This is a genomic window from Polaromonas sp. P4_F4, assembly GCF_056401355.1.
Genome location: NZ_JBFUJO010000001.1, coordinates 397,963 through 419,091 on the forward strand (window position 1 = coordinate 397,963; position 21,129 = coordinate 419,091).

At 62.8% G+C, this 21,129-nt stretch carries 20 protein-coding genes and 1 tRNA gene; 8 read left to right on the plus strand and 13 right to left on the minus strand.

Annotated elements, in window-relative coordinates; genetic code table 11:
- Positions 1-4: 4 nt before the first annotated feature.
- From AC1DUR_RS01895 to pcaB, 3 genes are all read right to left on the minus strand, one after another.
- Positions 5-1,525, minus strand: coding sequence for a fumarate hydratase (locus AC1DUR_RS01895; protein ID WP_477717091.1), 1,521 nt, complete (start codon positions 1,523-1,525; stop codon positions 5-7).
- Positions 1,526-1,602: 77 nt separating this feature from the next.
- Complete coding sequence (locus tag AC1DUR_RS01900; RefSeq protein ID WP_477717092.1) at positions 1,603-2,598, minus strand: tripartite tricarboxylate transporter substrate-binding protein; 996 nt, start codon at positions 2,596-2,598, stop codon at positions 1,603-1,605.
- A 66-nt stretch (positions 2,599-2,664) separates the two neighbouring features.
- On the minus strand, positions 2,665-4,038 hold the full coding sequence (gene pcaB / locus AC1DUR_RS01905) for a 3-carboxy-cis,cis-muconate cycloisomerase (RefSeq protein ID WP_477717093.1): 1,374 nt from the start codon (positions 4,036-4,038) through the stop codon (positions 2,665-2,667).
- Between the two features lie 146 nt (positions 4,039-4,184).
- On the opposite strand from pcaB, the gene AC1DUR_RS01910 reads away from it, so the two are divergent.
- Entirely contained in the window at positions 4,185-4,937 is a 753-nt protein-coding gene (locus AC1DUR_RS01910; RefSeq protein ID WP_477717094.1) for a GntR family transcriptional regulator, read from the plus strand.
- Between the two features lie 126 nt (positions 4,938-5,063).
- Here the strand turns inward: AC1DUR_RS01910 and AC1DUR_RS01915 are convergent, their stop codons facing one another.
- The gene (locus tag AC1DUR_RS01915) at positions 5,064-5,801 is read right to left on the minus strand and encodes an aspartate/glutamate racemase family protein (RefSeq protein ID WP_477717095.1); all 738 of its coding nucleotides are present in this window, start codon (positions 5,799-5,801) and stop codon (positions 5,064-5,066) included.
- A 191-nt stretch (positions 5,802-5,992) separates the two neighbouring features.
- On the minus strand, positions 5,993-6,877 hold the full coding sequence (locus AC1DUR_RS01920) for a transporter substrate-binding domain-containing protein (RefSeq protein WP_477717096.1): 885 nt from the start codon (positions 6,875-6,877) through the stop codon (positions 5,993-5,995).
- 252 nt (positions 6,878-7,129) lie between these two features.
- Between AC1DUR_RS01920 and AC1DUR_RS01925 the strand changes: the two genes are divergently transcribed.
- Positions 7,130-8,341 (plus strand): D-amino acid dehydrogenase, encoded by a 1,212-nt coding sequence (locus AC1DUR_RS01925; protein ID WP_477717097.1) that lies wholly within the window; start codon positions 7,130-7,132, stop codon positions 8,339-8,341.
- Positions 8,342-8,396: 55 nt separating this feature from the next.
- Here the strand turns inward: AC1DUR_RS01925 and AC1DUR_RS01930 are convergent, their stop codons facing one another.
- Positions 8,397-9,296, minus strand: coding sequence for a LysR family transcriptional regulator (locus tag AC1DUR_RS01930; RefSeq protein WP_477717098.1), 900 nt, complete (start codon positions 9,294-9,296; stop codon positions 8,397-8,399).
- A 208-nt stretch (positions 9,297-9,504) separates the two neighbouring features.
- Between AC1DUR_RS01930 and AC1DUR_RS01935 the strand changes: the two genes are divergently transcribed.
- Complete coding sequence (locus tag AC1DUR_RS01935; protein ID WP_477717099.1) at positions 9,505-10,368, plus strand: class I SAM-dependent methyltransferase; 864 nt, start codon at positions 9,505-9,507, stop codon at positions 10,366-10,368.
- 57 nt (positions 10,369-10,425) lie between these two features.
- Here the strand turns inward: AC1DUR_RS01935 and AC1DUR_RS01940 are convergent.
- The 7 genes from AC1DUR_RS01940 to cysS form a co-directional block, all read right to left on the minus strand.
- A tRNA-Ser gene (locus tag AC1DUR_RS01940) sits at positions 10,426-10,518 on the minus strand.
- Between the two features lie 35 nt (positions 10,519-10,553).
- Entirely contained in the window at positions 10,554-11,822 is a 1,269-nt protein-coding gene (locus AC1DUR_RS01945; RefSeq protein WP_477717100.1) for an aspartate kinase, read from the minus strand.
- Positions 11,823-11,966: 144 nt separating this feature from the next.
- The gene (tilS, locus tag AC1DUR_RS01950) at positions 11,967-12,968 is read right to left on the minus strand and encodes a tRNA lysidine(34) synthetase TilS (RefSeq protein WP_477717101.1); all 1,002 of its coding nucleotides are present in this window, start codon (positions 12,966-12,968) and stop codon (positions 11,967-11,969) included.
- Entirely contained in the window at positions 12,937-13,743 is an 807-nt protein-coding gene (locus AC1DUR_RS01955; protein WP_477717102.1) for a phytanoyl-CoA dioxygenase family protein, read from the minus strand. The genes tilS and AC1DUR_RS01955 overlap by 32 nt, the downstream gene beginning before the upstream one ends.
- Before the next feature lie 31 nt (positions 13,744-13,774).
- Positions 13,775-14,755: an acetyl-CoA carboxylase carboxyltransferase subunit alpha gene (locus AC1DUR_RS01960; RefSeq protein ID WP_477717103.1), complete on the minus strand. Its 981-nt coding sequence runs from the start codon at positions 14,753-14,755 to the stop codon at positions 13,775-13,777.
- A gap of 43 nt (positions 14,756-14,798) precedes the next feature.
- Positions 14,799-15,494, minus strand: a complete 696-nt coding sequence (locus tag AC1DUR_RS01965) for a DNA-3-methyladenine glycosylase family protein (protein WP_477717104.1) — start codon at positions 15,492-15,494, stop codon at positions 14,799-14,801.
- A 67-nt stretch (positions 15,495-15,561) separates the two neighbouring features.
- Positions 15,562-16,938: a cysteine--tRNA ligase gene (cysS, locus tag AC1DUR_RS01970; protein ID WP_477717105.1), complete on the minus strand. Its 1,377-nt coding sequence runs from the start codon at positions 16,936-16,938 to the stop codon at positions 15,562-15,564.
- Between the two features lie 315 nt (positions 16,939-17,253).
- Between cysS and AC1DUR_RS01975 the strand changes: the two genes are divergently transcribed.
- The 5 genes from AC1DUR_RS01975 (at position 17,254) to AC1DUR_RS01995 (ending at position 21,064) form a co-directional block, all read left to right on the plus strand.
- Positions 17,254-17,889, plus strand: a complete 636-nt coding sequence (locus tag AC1DUR_RS01975) for a tetratricopeptide repeat protein (protein ID WP_477717106.1) — start codon at positions 17,254-17,256, stop codon at positions 17,887-17,889.
- A 185-nt stretch (positions 17,890-18,074) separates the two neighbouring features.
- Positions 18,075-18,800: a peptidylprolyl isomerase gene (locus AC1DUR_RS01980; protein ID WP_477717107.1), complete on the plus strand. Its 726-nt coding sequence runs from the start codon at positions 18,075-18,077 to the stop codon at positions 18,798-18,800.
- A 29-nt stretch (positions 18,801-18,829) separates the two neighbouring features.
- Positions 18,830-19,339, plus strand: coding sequence for a peptidylprolyl isomerase (locus tag AC1DUR_RS01985; RefSeq protein ID WP_477717108.1), 510 nt, complete (start codon positions 18,830-18,832; stop codon positions 19,337-19,339).
- A 34-nt stretch (positions 19,340-19,373) separates the two neighbouring features.
- Positions 19,374-20,228 carry a UDP-2,3-diacylglucosamine diphosphatase gene (locus tag AC1DUR_RS01990; protein ID WP_477717109.1) on the plus strand — a complete coding sequence of 285 codons (855 nt, stop codon included), beginning with the start codon at positions 19,374-19,376 and terminating at the stop codon, positions 20,226-20,228.
- 50 nt (positions 20,229-20,278) lie between these two features.
- Positions 20,279-21,064 carry a M90 family metallopeptidase gene (locus AC1DUR_RS01995; RefSeq protein ID WP_477717110.1) on the plus strand — a complete coding sequence of 262 codons (786 nt, stop codon included), beginning with the start codon at positions 20,279-20,281 and terminating at the stop codon, positions 21,062-21,064.
- The last annotated feature ends 65 nt before the right edge of the window (positions 21,065-21,129 follow it).

Below are 21,129 nucleotides of genomic sequence, written 5' to 3' on the forward strand. Positions count from 1 at the left end.
GCGTTCAATCCACCAGGTCGTTTATCTCGATATGCCGATGGATCGACCGCCCCGTCGCATCCACCGCCACCGTGACCGGAAAATCCTTGAGTTCAAACTCGTGAATCGCTTCCATGCCCAGGTCGTCGAAGGCCAGCACTTTGGCGTGAATGATGGCCCTGGACAGCAGGTAGGCGGCGCCGCCCACGGCCATCAGGTAGGCGGCGCCGTGCTTCTGGATGGCAGCGATGGCGGCCGGGCCGCGTTCGGCCTTGCCGATCATCGCCAGTAGCCCGGTTTGGGCCAGCAGCGTGTCCACAAACTTATCCATGCGCGTGGCGGTGGTCGGGCCTGCCGGGCCCACGGCCTCACCGGGTACCGCATCCACGGGGCCCACGTAGTAGATGACGCGGCCTTTCAGGTCGACCGGCAGGGGCCGCCCCGCATGCAACAGGTCAACCAGGCGCTTGTGCGCCGCGTCGCGCCCGGTCAGCACGCGGCCGCTGAGCAGCAGGGTCTGGCCGCTGCACCAGCGGGCCACCTGGGCCGCGTCCAGGGTGTCGAGGTTGACGCGCGTGGCCTGCGGTGATTCAAATCGCTCGGGAATGCCGTCCCACAGTTCCGGCGGGGGCAAGGTCAGTGTGGCCGGGCCGCTGCCGTCCAGCGTGAAACGGGTGTAGCGGGTGGCGGCGCAGTTGGGCACCAGGGCGATCGGTAGCGTGGCGGCGTGGCAGGCAGCGGTGACCACCTTCACGTCCAGCACGGTGGTCAAGCCCCCCAGGCCCTGCGCGCCTATGCCCAGGGCGTTGATGCGCTGGTGCAGTTCCAGCCGCAGCGCCTCTTCGGCGGTCAGTTCGAGCGCGTTGCCAGCGCGTTCGCGCAGCAAGTCAATGTCGATGGGGCTGAATAGGCTTTGTTTGGCCAGCAGCATGGCCTGCTCGGGGCTGCCGCCTATGCCTATGCCCAGCACGCCCGGCGGACACCAGCCGGCGCCCATGCCCGGCAGCTGCGCCAGCACCCAGTCCACCACGCTGTCGCTGGGGTTCAGGGTGGCAAAGCGCGCCTTCACGTCGCCACCGCCGCCCTTGGCCACCACCAGCACTTCCAGCGCATCGCCTTCCGTCAATTCGACCTGCACGATGCCGGGCGTGTTGTCACGGGTGTTGCTGCGCGTGCCCAGCGGGTCGCACACCATGGACGCCCGCAGCGGGTTGGCCGGGTCGGTGTAAGCCTGGTGCACGGCCTCGTTGACCAGCGCTTGCAGGCTGCGCAGGCGCTGGCCGTCAACGCGCGTGAACTGCACCTCGGCGCCCAGACGCACAAACACCTGCACCACACCCGTGTCCTGGCACAGCGGCCGTTTGCCGAAATAACTCAGACGGCTGTTGATCAACAACTGCGCCATGGCATCCCGTGCCGGAGCATGGGTCTCGGCATCATGGGCGCGGCGCAAGGCCTGCACAAAATCAGCCGGATGGCAGTGGCTGATGACTTGCAGTGCGTCGGCAATGCTTTGAACCAGGTCTTCCTGGGTGATGGGGCGCATAGCGGTGGTTTCTGGAATAAAAAGGCCGCTTGCTCCTGTGCGATGGTCGCAAGCAGCTATCAAAATAGTAGCAGCCGTCAGTCCAGGGCCAGGTTCGACTTGGCGGCCACGGCTCGCCAGCGGGCCACTTCGGTTTCTGTATGCCGGGCCAGCGCCGCGCCGGTGTATTGCTCGGGCGGCAGCATCTGGATCGCTTGCTCGGCCATCTTGCCGGTGAAGACGGTGTCCTTCATCACCTTCAGGTAGGCGTTCTGCACCTTGTCCAGCGCGGCTTTAGGCGTGCCCCTGGGAGCGTAAATGCCGTACCAGGTACTGGCCTCGAAGCCGGGCAGTACGGTCTCGCTGAGCGTCGGCACATTCTTGAACTGGGGCAGTCGCACCTTGGAGGTCACAGCCAGCGCGCGCACCTTGCCCGAGCTGATCTGCGGCATGGCAGTATTGGTCTGGTCGAACATGCCGTCAACCTGCCCGCCAATCACATCCACCAGTGCGGGGCCGGCCCCTTTGTAAGGCACCATGGTGACCTTGATGCCGGCGGAGTTGGCGACCAGTGCCGCGATCAGGTGCGAACTGGAACCTGCGCCTGCATTGCTGATGAACAGCTTGTCCGGGTTCTTCTTGCCAAATTCGATCAGGCCTGCAATGTCCTTGACGGGGTGCCCTGCGCGCACCATCAGCACCAGCGGCGTGTCAGGGAAACGAAACACCGCGTCAAAGTCCTTGACCGGGTCGTAGCCGAGTTTTCGGTAAAGCGCCGGCGCTGCGCCCATATAGCCCATGTGGCCGACCAGGAAGGTGTAGCCGTCGGCCGTGGCCTTGGCCACCTTGGCCGCACCTACCGTGCCGCCGGCACCTGGAGAATTGTCAATGATGATGGGCTGCCCCAGTTCACGCGCGACGCGCTCGGCAATGTGACGGGCGAGCGCGTCGGTGGGGCCCCCTGCCGCAAACGGCACCACCCAGCTGATGGGTTTTTGCGGATAGTCCTGGGCATGAACCAGCAAGCTGCAGGCGGCAGCGGCGAGCGCGATGAGAGCGAGGCGAATGGGGCGAACAAAAGGGCTGGGACGCATGAAAGTCTCCGTGATGAATGCAAAAGCGGGGGAGGAAAGAAGGGAGGGAGAAAGAGAAAAGAACAGTCAAACCCCGGCCGACAGCGCCAGCGCCCTGTCCACCATTTGCGGCGCCAGGCCCAGGTAATTGGCGGGGTCGCACAGATGATCAATGGCGCTGCGGTCCAGGTACTGCGTGACGACAGGCAAGGCGGCCAGCGCTTCGGCCAGAGTGCCACCTTGTTCGTTGACGGTACGGCAGGCGTCATACACCACGTCGTGCGCCTGCTGGCGCCCCATGTGCGGGGCCAGCCCCATCATCACCGCCTCGGCCACGATCAGGCCGCGGGTGATGCCGAGGTTGTGGCGCATGCGGTCGGCATCCACCACCAGGCCGCCCAAGGCAAACCGGGCCTGGTGCAGCGCCCCGGCGGTGAGGATGAAACTCTCGGGAATGGCAATCCACTCCGCATGCCAGGGGCCGGTGGCGCGTTCAAAGTCCTGCACCATGGCATCCACCATCAAACCCGCATGCTGGCGCACGGCCTTGGAGGCTGCCAGCATCAACTCGCTGGAGATCGGGTTGCGCTTTTGCGGCATGGTGCTGCTGGCGCCGCGCCCCTTGACGAAGGGCTCGTAGACCTCGGCAAACTCGGTCGAGGCCATGATCATGATGTCCAGCGCGATCTTGCCCAGCGAGCCGGTGACCAGGGCCAGCAGGTTCACGGCCTCGGCAAAACCGTCGCGCGCCACATGCCACGTGGTGGCCGGCACACCCAGGCCCAGTTCGTCGGCCATGGCTTTTTGCACCGCAAACCCCTTGTCGCCCAGTGACGCCAGCGTGCCCGCCGCACCAGCAAACTCCACCACCGCCACGCGCGGGCGCAGTTGCGCCAGACGCTGCTGATGGCGGTCAAACATCGCCAGCCAGATGGCGGCCTTGTAGCCAAAGGTGATGGGCAGGGCCTGCTGCAAGTGGGTGCGGCCCGCCATGGGCGTGTCGCGGTGTTTCTTCGCCAGGTTGGCGAGGATTTGGCGCAACGCACGGATGTCCGCGTCGATGCTGTCCAGCGCATCGCGCACCTGCAGGGCCACGGCAGTGTCCATGATGTCCTGCGTCGTGGCGCCCCAGTGCACATAGCGCCCGGCTTCGCCGCACATGGCCACCAGCTGGTGCACCAGCGGCAGGATGGGATAGCCCACGATGTCGGTCTCTTCGCGCATGTGGTCGAAGTCGATGCGGTCCAGGCGGGATTCGCGCGCAATCACTTCGGCGGCTTCAGCCGGAATCACGCCACAGCGCGCCTCGGCGCGCGCCAGCGCCACCTCGGCATCGATGTAGCGCTGAACCAGTGCCTGGTCTGAAAAGAGGTTGCGCATGGCCTGGGTGCCGAAGGCATCACGAAACAGGATGGAATCCATCACGGTGCTGGCGCTGAAGAGGGGTGGCGGTGTTTTCATGGTTTAGGTTCAAGCAGAAATGGCTTTATATGTTCGGACATATTGAATGTTAATAAGTCCGGACATAAATAAAATCAGTAGTTACCCGTACAGCCCTGCTCGTCACGCCAAGACCATGGCAAGCCGCGCACCCTACACTTGATGCCATGACTGCCAAGCCCCGTTTTTCCGACATTGCGCACCACCTGCGCGAGGCCATCCGCACTGGTCATTTCGCCGTGGGCAGCGTGTTGCCCACCGAGCTGGAGTTGTGCGCCCACTACCAGACCAGCCGCCACACGGTACGCGCCGCCCTGCAGGAATTGCAGCAACAGGGGCTGGTGTCGCGCCGCAAGAATGCGGGAACGCGGGTGGAGTCAGTCACCCCCAGCGTGGGCTTTCATCAGTCGCTGGCGTCCATTGACGATCTGGTGCAATTTGGGGCCACCCACTCGCGCGTGGTGCAACAGATTGACCGCATTGCCACCCCGGCGGCGCTGGCGCGCCTGCTGCACTGTGCCGAGGGCACGCCCTGGCTGCGCATTGCCAGCCTGCGCCTGGACGGCCAGGGGCCCGGCTCCAAAAAGCCGCAGGGTGAACCGATTGGCTGGACCGAGGTCTATGTCGCACCCGACTACGACGGGCTGGAAGGACGCGTGCGCGAGTCCCCCGGCACACTGGTGAGTACGCTGCTGGAGACGCACTACGGCCAGCACATCAAGGAGATGACGCAAGACCTGTGTGCCGTCCCCCTGCCCGATTCCGTGGCCCGCCGCCTTGGCGTGGAGCCGCAAGCGCCGGGACTGCGCATCGTGCGCCACTACCTCAACCAGCAGGGTGAAGTCGTTGAGATCAGCGTGACGCACCACCCGGCAGAGCGCTTTTCATTGCGTACCCGGCTGACGCGCGCAGGGTTTTGATGGTGCAGCGGGTGAAATGACACGCCGTGGTGGCGGCGGGTAATTTGCTATTTTTTTATAGCACGTTGCATAAACCCTGACTCACCCGGAACCCGTTTTATCCAATATCCGGTTTTTCCAAGCCCTTCAGGCGGCGTAAGCCCGTCTGGCCAGCGCCCGCGCCAGCAAAGCCGCCGGGTCCACCAGAACCAGCTCATCCATTTCCGGAACAGCGCCGAGCGCCAGCGGAATTTCCGTACACCCCAGCACCAGCGTGGACAGCCCGTGCCGCCGGGCCAGCGCCTGGGCCACACCGGCAAAGCAGTCTCGGGCCAGCGCCATGTTGCCGACCTTGACGCCGTGGTAGATACCGTCCATCAAGCGTTCGCGTTCTTCGGCCAGCGGAATGTGGCATTGCAGTCCGGCCTGGCGCAGCGCCTGGTCATACAACCCGGCGCGGTAGGTGCCTTCTGTGGCCAGCAAGCCCACTTCACGCACACCGCGGCCGGCCAGCGCGCGGGCCACTTCACGTGCCACATGCAGCACTTCGAGCTGCGGAAAGCGCTCTTGCAGTTCAGCATGCCAGGCGTGCGCCGTGTTGCAGGCCACCGCCACCGTGGTGGCTCCCAGCGCGGCCAGCTTGCCCATGGCCTGCAGCATTGGGTCCAGCGGCTGGTGCCCGCCCGGGCCGGGCGACCCAAGGGCCGTGCTGCGGTCCGGCACCGGCACCTGCGCCAGCCAGTGCTCGGGAAACGCCTGGTCCGATACGGGGATATTCTGCTCGCGCATGCGGTCTGCGCAGGCCTGTACAAACAGCCGGACAAAGTCCGCGCCTGCGGCCGGCCCCATGCCGCCCAGAATGCCTACAACCCTTGTCTTGTGCATAAGCCCATTCATGATGTGGTGCCGCTCCTGTAAAACCGGCGCGCATGCTCGCGCCAAGGCCCATCTCCCGGCTTGGCCGGAAGGGGCTGAAACCCGTCTTTTTTTTAAGTGAGAGCTGTGCGGCCTTGCGCGAGGCCAGCACGGCGCGGTCAGCAAGGCGTGAGCGAACCCCGCCTCGCTGGAATTCGGAATTAAGTGGCGGGCTTGTCGCTCATCGCCTTCAGGTTGTCCTTGAGCTGCTGACTCATGGGCAAGCCCAGGTTCGTGCCTTTTGGCGGCATGGGCGACTCGAACCATTTGGTGTACAGCTTCGTGAATTCGCCGGACTTCATCAGGCGCGCAATGGTTCCATCCACCAGCTTCTTGAACTCCGGGTCATCCTTGCGCAGCATGCAGGCATAGGGCTCAACCTGCAGCGAGTCACCCACCACTTGCAGGGAAGCCGGATTCTTGGAGTTGGCCATCAGACCGAACAGCAGGATGTCGTCCATGGCAAAGGCCACGGCGCGATCGCTTTCCACCAGCAGCAGCGAGTCGTCATGGTCCTTACCGAGGATCAGCTGCATGTCCAGGTTCTTTTCAGTGTTGTACTTGCGAATCACCTGGGCGTTCGTGGTGCCTGTGGTACTCGCAACGGTTTTCTTGGCCAGGTCTGCGTAGTTCTTGACGCCGGAGGTCTTCTTGGTCAGCAGGCGCGTGCCGGTGTAAAACATGTTGATGGAGAAAGCCACGTCCTTGCCGCGCACCGAGTTGTTCGTCGTCGAGCCGCACTCCAGGTCGTACGTCCCGTTGACCAGCAGCGGGATGCGGTTCTGGGACGTCACGGGCATGTAGGCCACTTCCAGATTGGGTTTTTTGGTCTTCTTGCGCACGTCATCAATGATGGCTTCGGTCAGCTCGACCGAAAAACCCACCGCCTTGGTCGATCCGATCAGGTAGCTGAAAGGCACCGACGCCTCGCGGTAAGACACGGTGATCTTGTTGCTGTCGGCCACTTTTTTCAGCGTCTGCGCGCTGGCGGTGGCGGCCAAGCCTGTTGTCAGCAGCACGGCGGTCATGAGGGTCGAGAATTTCATGCGAGTCCTTTCGGGGGCAGGGAGTTGGGAATTTCAGGAAGAAGGCATTGCCAGTGTAGGAACATGAGCAGGATGCGTGCCATTCATTTTCACGGCAAACCCATGCCAAAAACTCATGGTTTACCCATTCCGGGGCGTCAGGCCCGCGGGCATAACCACAGGTCATGGGCGGTGCCGAATTCAGCATTGTTCAAACCTGCCAGCGCTGCGTAAAGTGGCCCTCTTTCAAGAACAAAAGACGAAAGGACTTTCATGCATGTCTGTGTACTCGGCGCGGGAATTGTGGGGCTGGCCACGGCCTACAGCTTGCGCCGTGCCGGCCACGAGGTCACGGTGCTTGACCGCGCCAGTCCCGGCAGCGGCGCCAGTGGCGGCAACGGTGCACAGCTGAGTTACTCCTATGTTCAGCCGCTGGCTGATCCGGGCATCTGGCGGCAACTCCCCAAACTGCTGCTCTCGCCCTCATCGCCGCTGAAACTGCGTCCGCGCCTGGACCCCCGACAGTGGTTGTGGGGCGCACAGTTTCTGGCCGCATGCAAGGGCAGCACGTCGCGCAGCACCACGGCCCGGCTGCTCGAACTGGCGGCGCTCAGCCGGCAGACCTTCGACGCCATGATGAACGAGGAACAACTGGACTGCGATTTTTCCACCACCGGCAAGCTGGTACTGTATCCGGACCAGCCGTCATTCACGGCCGCGCGCCGGCAAATGCTGCTGCAGCGTGAACTGGGCAGCAGACAGGAAGCGGTCGGTGCCGACCGTTGCGTGGAGATTGAGCCTGCGCTGACAAGCCGCCATCGCCACATTGCCGGCGCCATCTACACGCCCAGTGAATGCGCCGCCGACTGCCTGAAAACCTGCCGTGCGCTGATGGCTGTGCTGCGCCGCCAGGGTGTGCGGTTTTTACTCGCCTCGCCCATTGAGCAACTGGTGGTGCGCGGCGGATTGGTGGTGGCGGCAGCCACGCCGCAAGGCCTCGTCGAAGCCGACCAGTATGTGATGTCGCTGGGCGCCCACTCCCCCCGCCTGGCCCGCACGCTCGGCGTGCACCTTCCCGTCTACCCGCTCAAGGGCTACAGCATCACGGTGGAGGTGGGCGAGGCGCCACGCGCGGCGCCGTCCGTGAGCGTGACGGACAGCGCCCGCAAAGTGGTGTTTGCGCGCATCGGCTCGCGCCTGCGGGTGGCGGGCATGGCTGAGCTCTCGGGGTATGACACCGCTGTTTGCCCCGCACAGATCGCCTCACTGAAGGCCACGACCCAAATGCTTTTCCCGCAATGCAATGCGTTGGCGGACCTGAGCCCCTGGGCCGGCATGCGCCCGGCGACGCCCACCGGCTTGCCCATCATCGGCAAGCACGCCAAAGGCCCTCGCAACCTGCTGTTCAACACAGGCCATGGCGCACTGGGCTTTACGCTGGCATTTGGTTCGGCACAACGCATCAGCCGCTTGCTGAGCCCCTGACTCCTACCCCCCGAGCACGACCAAGCACGATACCGCACGGACCACGGGAGCCCGTTCAGACTGTCCGTGCCAGCGCCTGTTGAAAGCATCGCACAAACGCCCGCACCACGACCGAGCCCGGCTTGCCCGCGGGCAACACAGCCTTGATGGGCACCGGAATCAGGGGCTCCAACGCCAACACATCCACGCGCGACAGATCGGCGGATACCGCCGTGCAGGTATCCACCACGGCAATGCCGAGCCCGTGGTGCGCCAGTGCTAACGCCGAATGGTAGGTCTGCACGGTAATGGAAAACTCCAGCCCCACCCCGGCCTCACGACAAGCCTGGTTCAGGCTGCGGCCCACCGGATCCAGGACGTCGAGCCCGATGACGGGCACCTTGGTTAAATCCGTCAGCGTGACGCTGCCGCGTTTGGTCAGGCGCGCGGCCAGCATGCCTTTGGGCGCGATACAGACCATGCGGCCGTCGGCCAGATGCTCCTGCGCCAGCGCTGAATGCACTACCGGGCTGAACAAAAAGCCGACATCCCCTTCCTGCAACGCCAATGCCGAGACAATTTGCGGCGAATGCAGCGCCTTGACCGTGATGGCCACATCAGGATGCCTGACGCGAAACAGCTTGATGGTGTGCGGCAGGATTTCGTAGCTCAGCGCCAGCACGGTCAGGACGCGCAACTCCCTGGCACTCTCGCCCGTCTTGAGGTTGGCCGCCAGACGCTGCACCTCATCGAGCTGGGCAAACAGCCGCTCGATGTGCGGATACAGGGTGAGCGCTTCAGAAGTTGGCGTGAGTCGGCCCTTGCCGCGCTGAAAGAGCGCGAAACCAAGCTGCAGCTCCGCATGCTGCAGGACACGGCTGACAGCCGGCTGGGTGACATTGATCAGGCGCGCCGCACCGCTGACACTGCCAGTGAGCATGACGGCATTGAAAACTTCGATGTGGCGAAGGCGCATGGGTGTCCTGTTGACTCGGTTTTTCGAACAATTCCGGATTATGGTGTGCGGCGACGTCAACCGGGCGCACGGGCACCCGATAGCCAGCGAACGTTTGCGAGCTGTGTCCTGAAATTGTGTATCGGGATGGCAGGGGAAACGCTTACGCTTGCGTTCGCAACTGGTTCGGATCAAACTGGCTGCCGCGCGTTTCTCCCAGGGAGCTTTCATGAACGCATTGAGCCCGGAACAGTTCAAGGCGGCCGCCAGGCAAGCCTGGGATAAGTCTGCCAGCGGGTGGAACGCTCAAACACAGCATATCCATGGCTGGCTCGCACAAGCCACACCGGCCATGCTGGATGCTGCCCGCATCACAGTCGGCATGCGGGTGCTCGACATCGCCGCAGGCGCCGGGGACCAGACGCTGGACATCGCCCGGCGGGTCGGGCCCGGCGGTTATGTGCTGGCCACCGACATTTCCCCAGGGATTTTGCAGTTCGCACAAGACAACGCGCGCGATGCCGGTTTGCCCAATGTCGAAACCCGTGTCTGCGATGCGGAACATCTGGGCGTTGATGCTGCGAGCTTCGATGCGGCCGTGTCCCGGCTCGGCCTCATGTTCTGCCCCGATCCCCTGCAGGCCCTGCAGCAGGTTCACCACGCCCTGAGACCCGATGGGCATGCCGCTGTGCTGGTGTTCTCCGAGCCGCAACACAACCCCTGCATCGGCATCCTGATGTCAACGGCGCTCAAGCATGCAGGCCTGCCGCCGAGAGATCCATACCAACCCGGCAGTCTGATGAGTCTGGGCAAGCCGGGCCTGCTTGACGAGCTGTTCCACGCCGCGGGATTCACAGACGTGACAAGCACCCGGGTTTCTGCGCCCTTTCGCCTGCCCTCGACCCAGGACTATTTGACTTTCATACGCACGTCGGCCTCGCCGATCGTGCAGATTCTGGGCAACTTGAGCCAGGAAGCACAGGACGCCGCCTGGGCTGAGATGGAAAGCAGGCTCAGCGCATTTCAGTCGCCAGGCGGCTGGGAAGGGCCAAATGAGCTGCTGGTGGCCCGTGGAACCCGGCTGTCCAGTTGATCTGTCGGCCAGCCTGGGATAGACGTAAAAAAGCCGCCCGAAGGCGGCTTTTTGTACTGGCGGAAACGGAGGGATTCGAACCCTCGATGAGGCTCTACACCCCATACTCCCTTAGCAGGGGAGCACCTTCGGCCACTCGGTCACGTTTCCAATAAAGCGATTATCTCACGACTTAACGCCGGTTTTCAGGCGGCGGGCTGGTCCAGGTCAAAAGCCTTGTGCAAGGCACGAACGGCCAGCTCCATGTATTTTTCATCAATGACCACGGAGGTCTTGATTTCGCTGGTCGAGATCATCTGAATGTTGATGCCCTCTTCGCTGAGCACGCGGAACATCTTGCTGGCAACGCCCACATGGCTGCGCATGCCGATACCCACGATGCTGACCTTGCAGATCTTGGCGTCGCCGGTGACTTCCTGTGCGCCCAGCGCCGGCAGCACCTTGGTTTTCAGCAGGTCAACGGCTTTGGAATAGTCGTTGCGGTGCACGGTAAAGCTGAAGTCCGTCTTGCCGTCCTTGCTGATGTTCTGGATGATCACATCGACTTCGATGTTGGCGTCGGCCACGGCGCCAAGGATCTGGTAGGCAATGCCCGGGGTGTCTGGCACGCCGAGGACGGAGATTTTGGCTTCATCGCGGTTGAAAGCGATGCCCGATACGATGGCTTGTTCCATGTTTTCGTCTTCCTCAAAACTGATCAAAGTGCCTGATTTGGCTTCTTCGTTGATGTCGATGTCCCAGTCGGTGAAGCTGGACAGCACGCGCAGCGGCACCTTGTACTTGCCGGCAAATTCCACCGAGCGGATCTGCAGCACCTTGGAGCCCATGGAGGCCATCTCCAGCATTTCCTCGAAACTCACGGTGTGCAGGCGGCGTGCCTCGGGCACCACGCGCGGGTCGGTCGTGTATACGCCGTCCACGTCGGTGTAAATCAGGCACTCGTGGGCTTTCAGGGCTGCCGCGATCGCCACGGCCGAGGTGTCCGAGCCGCCGCGACCCAACGTGGTGACGTTGCCGCCCTCGTCCACGCCCTGGAAGCCGGTGATGATCACGACCTTGCCGGCGTCCAGGTCGGCGCGCACGCGCTCGTCGTCAATCGATTCGATGCGGGCCTTGGTGTAGGCGTTGTTGGTCTTGATGGTGACCTGCCAGCCGGCGTAGCTCACGGCCTGCATGCCTTCTGACTGCAGCGCAATGGCCAGCAGCGCACTGGAGGCCTGCTCGCCGGTCGCGGCCAGCGCGTCGAGTTCACGGTGATAGTCGTCACCGGGCCGTCCGGGGGCCAGCTCTTTGGCCAGGCCCAGCAAACGATTGGTTTCGCCACTCATGGCGCTGGGAACCACGACCATCTGGTGGCCGGCCCGCGCCCACTTGGCGACGCGCTTGGCCACATTGCGGATGCGCTCGGTTGAGCCCATCGATGTGCCGCCGTATTTATGAACGATCAAAGCCATTGCAGGATGTCAATTCAGGAGTTGGTTGCGAACATTGCGTGCTGCTTTTTGCAGGCCCCTGACGCCCTTCCCGCATTCTGAGAAGAAGGTGAGAAGAAGGCTTTGGCAGCCAGCAAAGCCCTCAATTATACCCAGGGCTATTACCTAATCGTCCGTCTGGCCCGCCCCGGCGGTGTAGTGCAGCACCGCACCGGCGCGCGTCACGTGGCCTGTCGCCACCTTGAGGTGAATCTTGTGCCCGCGGGTGGTGCAGGAGGCCACTTGCACCAGCAACTGATCGAGTTGCGCCGCGCTGGGCGTTGCCTGTTGCAGCTGCAGCCAATGGCGCAGCACATTGGCCTGGCGCGCCTGCGAAAACGCCTGCAGGGCCGTGATGGCAGGCGGCAAGCCGACCGCGGCCAGATCCTGCTGCGCCACCTCCACCAGCAGCGCCTGGGCCTGGGCCGCATGCCGGGCACTGCGCGCAAAGGTCTCGCGGAACTGCGGAAAGGCGTCCGCCAGCGCGGGCAACAGCCGGGCCCGAATGCGGTTACGCGTGAACTGCTCGTCGACATTGGTCGGATCTTCCACCCAGGGCACGCCCCGTTCGACCAGCCAGGCGCGCAGCAGCGCCCCGGGCACCGCCAGCAGCGGGCGATGGTAGGTGATGCCGTCTCGCTCCCACCGCGCCGGCATGGCTGCCAGTCCCGGCAGCCCCGCACCGCGCGACAGCGCCAGCAGCATGGTTTCAACCTGGTCATCGGCGTGCTGGGCAATTGCTATGTCTCTGATACCAATCTGCGCCCATTCCTCATTAGCTACAGCACCAAAAGCCGCATAGCGGGCCTTGCGGGCCGCGTCTTCGGGGCTTTCGCCGGATGCATGGCGGGCCTGCACGCGTTTCACGGCAAGCGGCACGTTCAACTGCGCACACAGGGCCTGGCAGTGCCGTTCAAAGTCGTCGGCCGCAGCCTGCAGGCCGTGATGGATATGAACGGCCCGGACCTGACCGGGCCATTTCTCGGCGCAGCCCACCAGCAAGGCGGTTGAATCGGCGCCGCCGCTGAGCGCTACAGCGAAAGGCAGGCCCGGAGAGAAAGAAGCCAGCGCTTCGGATAAGCCGTGCGCCGGTCCGCTACGAGCCACGGTGGCCCACCGAAAAATCATTGCGTCCCGTTCGGTCCTCGCCCCGCAGCAGCCACAAAGGCCGCGTGGCGAAGCTGACCGGGACGCCGGTTTCGCCGTCCGACGGGCGCAGGCTGCGGTCGAACAGTGAGGTGCCCGGCATGTAGCGCAACGCCACGCCGGTGCGCCTGGTGCCAGAGGTATTGGCCTGGGCGCCGTGGATCATGTAAATGTCGTGCAAAGACATCTGGCCGGGCTCAAGTTCCAGATCGACCGCCTCATTCACGTCAAAGCTGCCTTCGGCCATGCGCTGGTTCAGGGTCAGGTCGGTGCGGTCTTCATGCAGGTGAGGATAGAGCACTTTGGCGGCGTGCGAGCCGGGGATCACGCGCAGGCAGCCGTTCTCACGCGTGCTCGGCTCCAGCGCCACCCAGACGGTACAGTTGGCCAGCGGGCGGATGGGCCAGTAATGGCCGTCCTGATGCCAGGGCGTTTCAAAACCTTCGCTGGCCGGCTTGCAGAATACGTGGCAGCCCCACAGGATGACGTCGGGCCCGATCACCTGCGTGACCAGGTCAACGATATCCGGGTTCATGGCGAGATCGAAAAAATCCCGGCTGCCCCGCACACCCTCATCGTTCTGGCCCTCGATATGGGCGCTCACCAGCTTTTCCGGGCGCACGCCCGGGTTGTTGCGGATCAACGTGTTCAGCGCATCCTGCATCCGGAGGACCCAGGCATCGCTGAGCCGGAACTGCGGAATAACGTAGCCCTGCTCCCGGTAGTGCCGGATTTCCTGATCGGACAGGCTGGCCATGGCCTTGTTCGCTTGAGCTTGCCGTGGCGCCCTATTTCCCGGCGTCGGCTTTGGTATCGGTAAAACGGCCGTAGCTTTGCAGCCGTTCGTAGCGGCGGTCCAGCAGCTCCTTGACCTTCAGGTCGCTGACCTGCCGGAACGCGTCGTTGAGTGCCCGCTTCAAAAATGCCGCCATCTGCTTGTGGTCGCGATGGGCGCCGCCCACGGGCTCGTTGACGATCTTGTCGATCACGCCCAGGGCCTTGAGCCGGTGCGCCGTGATGCCCAGCGCATCGGCGGCCTCCTGCGACTTCTCCGAGGTTTTCCAGAGAATGGATGCACAGCCTTCCGGGCTGATCACGGAGTAAATCGAATACTGCAGCATCACCACCTGGTCGGCCACCGAAATGGCCAGCGCGCCGCCGGAGCCGCCCTCGCCGATGATGGTGGTGATGATGGGCACTTCGAGCTGCGCCATTTCAAAAATATTGCGGCCGATGGCCTCCGACTGGCCGCGCTCTTCGGCATCGATGCCGGGGTAGGCGCCGGGGGTATCCACAAAGGTGAACACCGGCAGCTTGAACTTCTCGGCGGTCTTCATGAGGCGCAAGGCCTTGCGGTAGCCCTCGGGCTTGCTCATGCCGAAGTTGCGCAGGCCGCGCTCCCGGGTGTCGCGCCCTTTCTGGTGGCCCAGCACCATGCAGGCGGTGCCGTTGAAGCGGGCCAGGCCGCCCACAATGCTCAGGTCATCCGAGAAATGCCGGTCGCCGTGCAGCTCCACAAAATCGGTGAAGATGTCGTTGACGTAATCCAGCGTGTAAGGCCGCTCCGGATGGCGGGCGATCTTGGTGATCTGCCAGGGGTTCAGGTCGCTGTAGATGTCTTTGGTCAGCTGCTGGCTTTTCTTGGCCAGCTGGTCGATTTCTTCCGAGATATCTACAGCCGACTCGGTCTGCACGTAGCGCAGCTCTTCAATTTTCCCTTCAAGCTCCGCAATGGGCTGCTCAAAATCGAGAAAGGTTTTTTTCGCCATGTAATGCTCCTCAAGGCTTCTTAAAACTTAAGGCCTGTTACCGTTATTTTTGCTCGGTACCCAGAACCGGTAATGGGTCCAGCGAGCGCCAAATATACCAAGTTGCGACACTGCAATACGGCGCCCAGGCCGCAGCCACCTCGCGCGCATCGCTGCGGCTGACGGATTCACCCGAAAAATAGTTCTGGCTGATGCCGCTGATCAGGCCGAGATCGTCCAGCGGCAGCACGTTGGGACGCATCAGGTAAAAAATCAGGAACATCTCGGCCGTCCAGCGGCCAATGCCGCGGATGGCCACCAGCTCGGCAATGATGGCTTCGTCGTCCATTGCCTGCCAGTCTTTCACATGGACCGCGCCGGTATCGAAGTGTATCGACAGGTCTACCAGGTACTCCACCTTGCGTGCACTCAGGCCCGCAGCCCGCATGTCGTTAACCTTGAGCCTGAGCACGTTGGCGGGCGTGATTTTCTTGGGCAGGGCCGAGAACTTTGTCCAGACGCTCTGGGCCGCTTTCACGGAGATCTGCTGCCCCACGATGCTGCGCGCCAGCGTGCTGAAGGCATCGCCTCTTGCATGAAGACAGGCATCACCAAACTGGGGAATCAGCCGCTTCATCACCCGGTCTTTCTTGACCAGGTGCTTGCAGGCGTCGCCCCAGTACTCTGGCACCGTGGTGGCGGGCTCGGGAACATCGGCCAGTTCAACGCTGGCGGGGCCGGTTTTTACTATCTTTTTCATGGTTGCCCGCGCCCGCACTGCGCCGACGGGTAGCCAGAATGCGCAAAAAAATGATTACGCCCTGAACTCACGATTGCACCTCCCAGGTAGTGCCTGCAGGTGAATCCTTGAGGACAATGCCCTGGGCCAGCAAATCGTTGCGGATGCGGTCTGCCTCGGCGAAGTTTTTCGCTTTCTTGGCATCGGCACGCTGAGCGATCAGTTTCTGGATGCTGGCGTCATCCAGCCCCGCGCCGGCCTGAAGGTAGCGACCGGGGGCGCCCTGCAGCAAGCCCAGGCAGCCGCCCAGGCTCTTCAGCAAACCGGCCAGTTCGGCGGAACGGGTTTTGTTGACTTCACCGGCCAGATCAAACAGCACCGCCACGGCTTCGGGTGTGCCGAAGTCCTCGTCCATGGCAGCCTTGAAGCGCGCTGCAAACGGATTGGCCCAGTCAATCGACACGTCGGCCGGGCTGACGAGATCCAGCGCCGTGTAGAGGCGCTTGAGCGAATTGCGGGCGTCGTCGAGGTGGGCGTCGCTGTAATTCAGCGGGCTTCGGTAGTGCGCACGAACGATGAAAAACCGCACCGTTTCGGCGTCGTATTTCTGCAGCACTTCACGGATGGTAAAAAAGTTGCCCAGCGACTTGGACATCTTCTCGTTATCAACCCGCACAAAGCCGTTGTGCACCCAGAAGCGTGCCAGCGGCTTGCCGTTGGCGCCTTCGCTCTGCGCAATTTCGTTTTCATGGTGCGGAAACTGCAGGTCGGCCCCGCCGCCGTGAATGTCAAAAGTTTCGCCCAGCGTCTGGCAGCTCATGGCAGAGCATTCGATATGCCAGCCTGGCCGGCCGGACCCATAGTCACTATCCCATTTAGCTTCCGGTGGCTCGGCAGGCTTGGCGCGTTTCCAGAGCACGAAGTCCAGCGGGTCTTCCTTGCCGTCCAGCACCGCCACGCGCTCGCCCGCCCGCAGCTCGTCGAGTGATTTGCCGGAAAGCCTGCCGTAGCCCGGAAATTTGCGCACCGCATAGTTCACGTCCCCATTCGAAGAACGGTAGGCCAGGCCCTTGGCCTCCAGCGTGCCGATCAATGAAAGCATCTGCGGCACGTATTCCGTCGCGCGCGGCTCCAGGGTGGGCGGCTCGATGCCCAGGGCTCCGATGTCCTGGTGCATGGCGACGATCATCTCGTCGGTCAGTGCGCGAATGGTGATGCCGCGCTCGACCGCCCGTTTGATGATCTTGTCATCGATGTCGGTGATGTTGCGCACATAAGTCACCTGCAGGCCGCTGGCCTTGAGCCAGCGCTGCACCACGTCAAACGCCATCATCATGCGCGCATGGCCGATGTGGCACAGGTCGTAAATCGTCATGCCGCACACATACATGCGGACATGACCGGGGACCAGGGGAGAAAAATCTTCCACGTCACGCGACAGCGTGTTGTAAATGCGAAGGCTCATGGAGTATCTGGATGCGTGGCCTGACTGGAATCGGTCGATCGGTCAGAGGGGAGACAGGAAACGGAATCTGGCGGACAGTTTTGGGCGCAGAAAAATATAAAAACGGAATGCAAAAGAAGCTGCCATAAAGGGGAAAGCACGATTTTCGGGCGGCAACGAACTATACCCCCTCAGCTACAATTGGTCAGTATATCCAGCCGACCTGACAGCATGCAGCATGCGGCAAATCCAGGGGCCACTGAAAAGCCGGACTGTTTCATGGCGATTTTCTGCCCGACGGGTAACCAACGCTTCCAAACAATTGCGAGATTTCTCATGCCCACGCGCGCACCGTTCTCAAGCAACTCACGCAACCCCTTGCCGGCGGCCCTGCGCATGCTGTTGCTGGCCGCCATGCTGTCGGTATCCGCAGCCCATGCCGACGACTACGCCGATGTCAGCCACCTGATACGGGCCGGCCAATACCCCGAAGCGCTGGCCAAGGCCGACCAGTACATCGCCGGAAAGCCACGCGACCCCCAGATGCGTTTCTTCAAGGGTGTCATCCAGACCGAAACCGGCAAGACCGGCGACGCGATTGCCACCTTCACCAAAATCACGGAAGAATATCCCGAGCTGCCGGAGCCTTACAACAACCTGGCAGTGCTCTACGCCGGCCAGAACCAGTTTGACAAGGCCAGGGCTGCGCTTGAAATGGCGATCCGCACCAACCCCAGCTACGCCACCGCCCACGAAAACCTGGGCGACGTCTACGCCAAGCTCGCCAGCCAGGCCTACAGCAAAGCCCTGCAGCTTGACGGTGGCAACACCAGCGTGCCGTCCAAGCTGGCGCTGATCCGCACCTTGTTGTCAGCCGACCCCAAAGGCCAAAAGCCGGCCGCCGCTGGCGCGCAGGCATCCAGCCCGACGGTTGCCAGGCCCGCCCCTGCATCCGGGGCATCGCCCCGGTAGCACGTGCTTCGCATTGCATGAGCCGCTGCCCTGAGACCTGCGCTGGACCGACAGCAGCGACACGATGGTGGTAACCTTTAGCAAACTGGTCTGGGACGTTGGAACAGGCCGGGCCAGCCACCCGCAGTGGTAGTAGCCCTCGCCGGGGTAGCCAGTGAAAAATATTTTTTTGAAGAGGTAATTCAATGGCATTTGCCAAGCTCACCATGTCCGCCACGTTGACCCCATTCAGCGCAGCTCGCCGCGCAGCGCTTGCAGCAATGGCTGCATCTGCCGTCATCACCTGCCTTGCCGGCCCGGCCCTGGCGCAAAGTGCCCCCAAGGTGAAGTTTGTGACCAGCGAAGGCGAGTTCGTGGTCGAGGTCTACCCCGACAAAGCGCCCAAAACAGTTGAAAACTTTTTGCAGTACGTCAAGGACAAACACTACGACGGCACCATTTTTCACCGCGTGATCGGCAACTTCATGGTGCAGGGCGGTGGCTACGATGCGAAATATGCCGAGAAAAAGACCCGTCCGCCGGTGGTCCATGAAGGCCGCGAAGCCCTGGCCAAAGGCGGCACCAAAAACGTGGTGGGCACACTGGCCATGGCCCGCACCAACGACCCCCATTCGGCGTCATCGCAGTTTTTCATCAACGTCAAGGACAACGACTTTTTGAACCCGACGCCGATCCCGCCGGGCGACCCGGTGCCACGGTTTGAGTACCAGGGCCAGGTCTATGAAAACACGCCACGCGCGCAACTCGTCAACGCTCCCCAGCTCTACGGCTACACGGTGTTTGGCAAGGTCATCAGCGGCATGGACGTGGTGAACAAAATCAAATCGGTGCCCACCGGCCCCGGCGGCCCCTTCCCCACGGACGTGCCTAAAACGCCCGTTCTCATCCAATCTGCAACCCTCGTCAATTAATCAATTGACTCACTGATACAGGAACCACCATGAGCAATCCAAAAGTCGAACTCCACATCAAGAACTACGGCGTGATCACGCTGGAGCTGGATGCCGCCAAGGCACCCAAGACCGTCGCCAACTTCCTGAGCTACGTCAACAAGGGCCACTACGCCAACACCGTTTTTCACCGGGTGATTCCCGGCTTCATGGTGCAGGGCGGCGGCTTTGAAGTCGGCATGAAACAAAAGCCCACCGACGCCGAGATCGAGAACGAAGCCACCAACGGCCTGAAGAACGACAACTACACCGTCGCCATGGCCCGCACCAATGCGCCGCACTCGGCCAGCTCACAGTTTTTCATCAACGTGGCTGACAACGGCTTTTTGAACCACACCGCACCCAGCGCATCGGGTTGGGGCTATGCCGTGTTTGGCAAGGTGGTGGCGGGCACCGAGGTCGTTGACAAGATCAAGGCTGTCAAGACCGGCCGCAAAGGCTTTCATGACGACGTGCCGCTCGAAGACGTGGTGATCGAAAAAGCGGTAGCGCTGGCCTGAAGCCCTTCGGACTGAGCCTGCCCAAGTCCAGCCCGTGACATCCTCCTTGACCGTGCCCCAGATCGCGGAGTTCCATGCACCGCCTTCCTGGCGCACGGTCGATTTCATTGCTGACCTGCATTTGCAGGCCGGGGAGCCTGCCACCTTCACGGCCTGGAGGCATTACCTTGAGAGCACGCCTGCCGATGCGGTGTTCATTTTGGGCGACCTGTTTGAAGTCTGGGTCGGCGACGACGCGGTAAGTGCTGATCTGTCGGCCCCAGCGACTGGCCTGGAGACCAAACCGGAAACCAGCTTTGAAGACCGCTGCGCCCGCCTGCTGGGCGAGACGGCTGGCCGGCTGGCTGTTTTTTTCATGCACGGCAACCGCGACTTCCTGGTGGGCCAGACCCCGACCGGCCCGACGCTGATGGACCTGTGCAACATCACCCTGCTGGCCGACCCGACTGTGCTGGTGTTTCCAGGCCAGTCCGCCCACCGCTGGCTGCTGTCGCATGGCGACGCGCTGTGCCTGGGTGATGTGGACTACCTGAAGTTTCGCCAGCAGGTACGCAGCCCCGACTGGCAGAGGGCCTTCCTGGCCAGACCACTGGCCGAACGCCAGGCCATTGCGCGCGGGCTGCGCCAGCAAAGCCAGCAGCAGCATGAACGCCGCCGGCAATCGGGGGCCGGCTATGCCGATGTGGACGCCCAGGCCGCCCGCCAGTGGCTGGAGGCTGCGGGGGCACGCACCCTGATTCACGGCCACACCCACCAACCGGCGGTGCATGACCTCGGCCAGGGTTTTGCACGTGTGGTCCTCAGCGACTGGCACGCAGAGGCCAAACCGCCGCGCGCCGAAGTGCTGCGCCTTTCTGCCGGCGGCCTGCGGCGCATTCCCCTGCTGTAGGTCCGGCTGCCGGCCTGCTCACAAAAGCCTGCAATCGACACACCCGCTTCATGCTGAACTGGTTGCGAACACTGCTGGGGCTCGTCCGCGCCGATCCTGGCGCCATTCCCGAGACCCTGTGGCTGGACACGCTGGCCCACTACCCTTTTCTGGCCCGGCGCCCCGCGGCCGAGCAGTTACACCTGCGGACCCTGGTCAGCCAGTTTCTGACCCAAAAGGAATTCAGCGGTGCGCACGGCCTCGTCGTGACGGACAAGATGGCGGTTGCGATTGCTGCGCAGGCCTGCCTGCCCGTGCTGCACTTGGGCCTCGACTATTACGACGACTTCAAAGGCATCGTGGTGCACCCGGGGGCCATGCTGGCGCGCCGCGAGGTCACGGACGGCAGCGGCGTGGTGCACCGCTACAGCGAAGTCCTGCTGGGCGAAGCGATGGATCGGGGCCCCGTCACCCTGAGCTGGCAGGATGTCGCTGCCGCTGGTGAATCGGCCAGCCACGGCTACAACGTCGTGGTTCACGAATTCATCCACAAGATCGACATGCGTGACGGCGCCGCGAACGGTTGCCCACCCCTGCCCTCGCGTGCTGCACGCGAGGCCTGGCAAGCCGTGATGCAACCGGCCTACGACGACTTTTGCGAACAGGTGGCCATGGCCGAACGTTTTGGCGGTGCGCCGCCCTGGCTGGACCGCTACGGCGCCACGTCACCGGCCGAATTCTTCGCCGTGACCTGCGAAGCGTATTTTGTGAACCGTTCCCGCTTTGCGCAGGACTTTGCGGCCCTGGCTGGGCTGTTTGATGAGTACTTCAAGAGAAACAGGGCCTCAGCCCATTAAGGACAGGGAAGCACAGGGAAGAGAAGAGCAGAGAAGTGCAGGAGAAAGAAGCTATCTATTTAATA

Excerpts from the sequence above, each read along its gene's own strand:
- AC1DUR_RS01975 (WP_477717106.1), top strand. The coding sequence starts at position 17,254 with ATGCCCACGCGCGCACCGTTCTCAAGCAACTCACGCAACCCCTTGCCG.
- AC1DUR_RS01920 (WP_477717096.1), bottom strand. The coding sequence starts at position 6,877 with ATGAAATTCTCGACCCTCATGACCGCCGTGCTGCTGACAACAGGCTTG.
- AC1DUR_RS01955 (WP_477717102.1), bottom strand. The coding sequence starts at position 13,743 with ATGGCCAGCCTGTCCGATCAGGAAATCCGGCACTACCGGGAGCAGGGC.
- AC1DUR_RS01895 (WP_477717091.1), bottom strand. The coding sequence starts at position 1,525 with ATGCGCCCCATCACCCAGGAAGACCTGGTTCAAAGCATTGCCGACGCA.
- AC1DUR_RS01930 (WP_477717098.1), bottom strand. The coding sequence starts at position 9,296 with ATGCGCCTTCGCCACATCGAAGTTTTCAATGCCGTCATGCTCACTGGC.
- AC1DUR_RS01985 (WP_477717108.1), top strand. The coding sequence starts at position 18,830 with ATGAGCAATCCAAAAGTCGAACTCCACATCAAGAACTACGGCGTGATC.
- cysS (WP_477717105.1), bottom strand. The coding sequence starts at position 16,938 with ATGAGCCTTCGCATTTACAACACGCTGTCGCGTGACGTGGAAGATTTT.
- AC1DUR_RS01900 (WP_477717092.1), bottom strand. The coding sequence starts at position 2,598 with ATGCGTCCCAGCCCTTTTGTTCGCCCCATTCGCCTCGCTCTCATCGCG.
- pcaB (WP_477717093.1), bottom strand. The coding sequence starts at position 4,038 with ATGAAAACACCGCCACCCCTCTTCAGCGCCAGCACCGTGATGGATTCC.
- AC1DUR_RS01915 (WP_477717095.1), bottom strand. The coding sequence starts at position 5,801 with ATGCACAAGACAAGGGTTGTAGGCATTCTGGGCGGCATGGGGCCGGCC.
- AC1DUR_RS01980 (WP_477717107.1), top strand. The coding sequence starts at position 18,075 with ATGGCATTTGCCAAGCTCACCATGTCCGCCACGTTGACCCCATTCAGC.
- AC1DUR_RS01910 (WP_477717094.1), top strand. The coding sequence starts at position 4,185 with ATGACTGCCAAGCCCCGTTTTTCCGACATTGCGCACCACCTGCGCGAG.
- AC1DUR_RS01965 (WP_477717104.1), bottom strand. The coding sequence starts at position 15,494 with ATGAAAAAGATAGTAAAAACCGGCCCCGCCAGCGTTGAACTGGCCGAT.
- tilS (WP_477717101.1), bottom strand. The coding sequence starts at position 12,968 with ATGATTTTTCGGTGGGCCACCGTGGCTCGTAGCGGACCGGCGCACGGC.
- AC1DUR_RS01945 (WP_477717100.1), bottom strand. The coding sequence starts at position 11,822 with ATGGCTTTGATCGTTCATAAATACGGCGGCACATCGATGGGCTCAACC.
- AC1DUR_RS01995 (WP_477717110.1), top strand. The coding sequence starts at position 20,279 with ATGCTGAACTGGTTGCGAACACTGCTGGGGCTCGTCCGCGCCGATCCT.
- AC1DUR_RS01925 (WP_477717097.1), top strand. The coding sequence starts at position 7,130 with ATGCATGTCTGTGTACTCGGCGCGGGAATTGTGGGGCTGGCCACGGCC.
- AC1DUR_RS01960 (WP_477717103.1), bottom strand. The coding sequence starts at position 14,755 with ATGGCGAAAAAAACCTTTCTCGATTTTGAGCAGCCCATTGCGGAGCTT.
- AC1DUR_RS01935 (WP_477717099.1), top strand. The coding sequence starts at position 9,505 with ATGAACGCATTGAGCCCGGAACAGTTCAAGGCGGCCGCCAGGCAAGCC.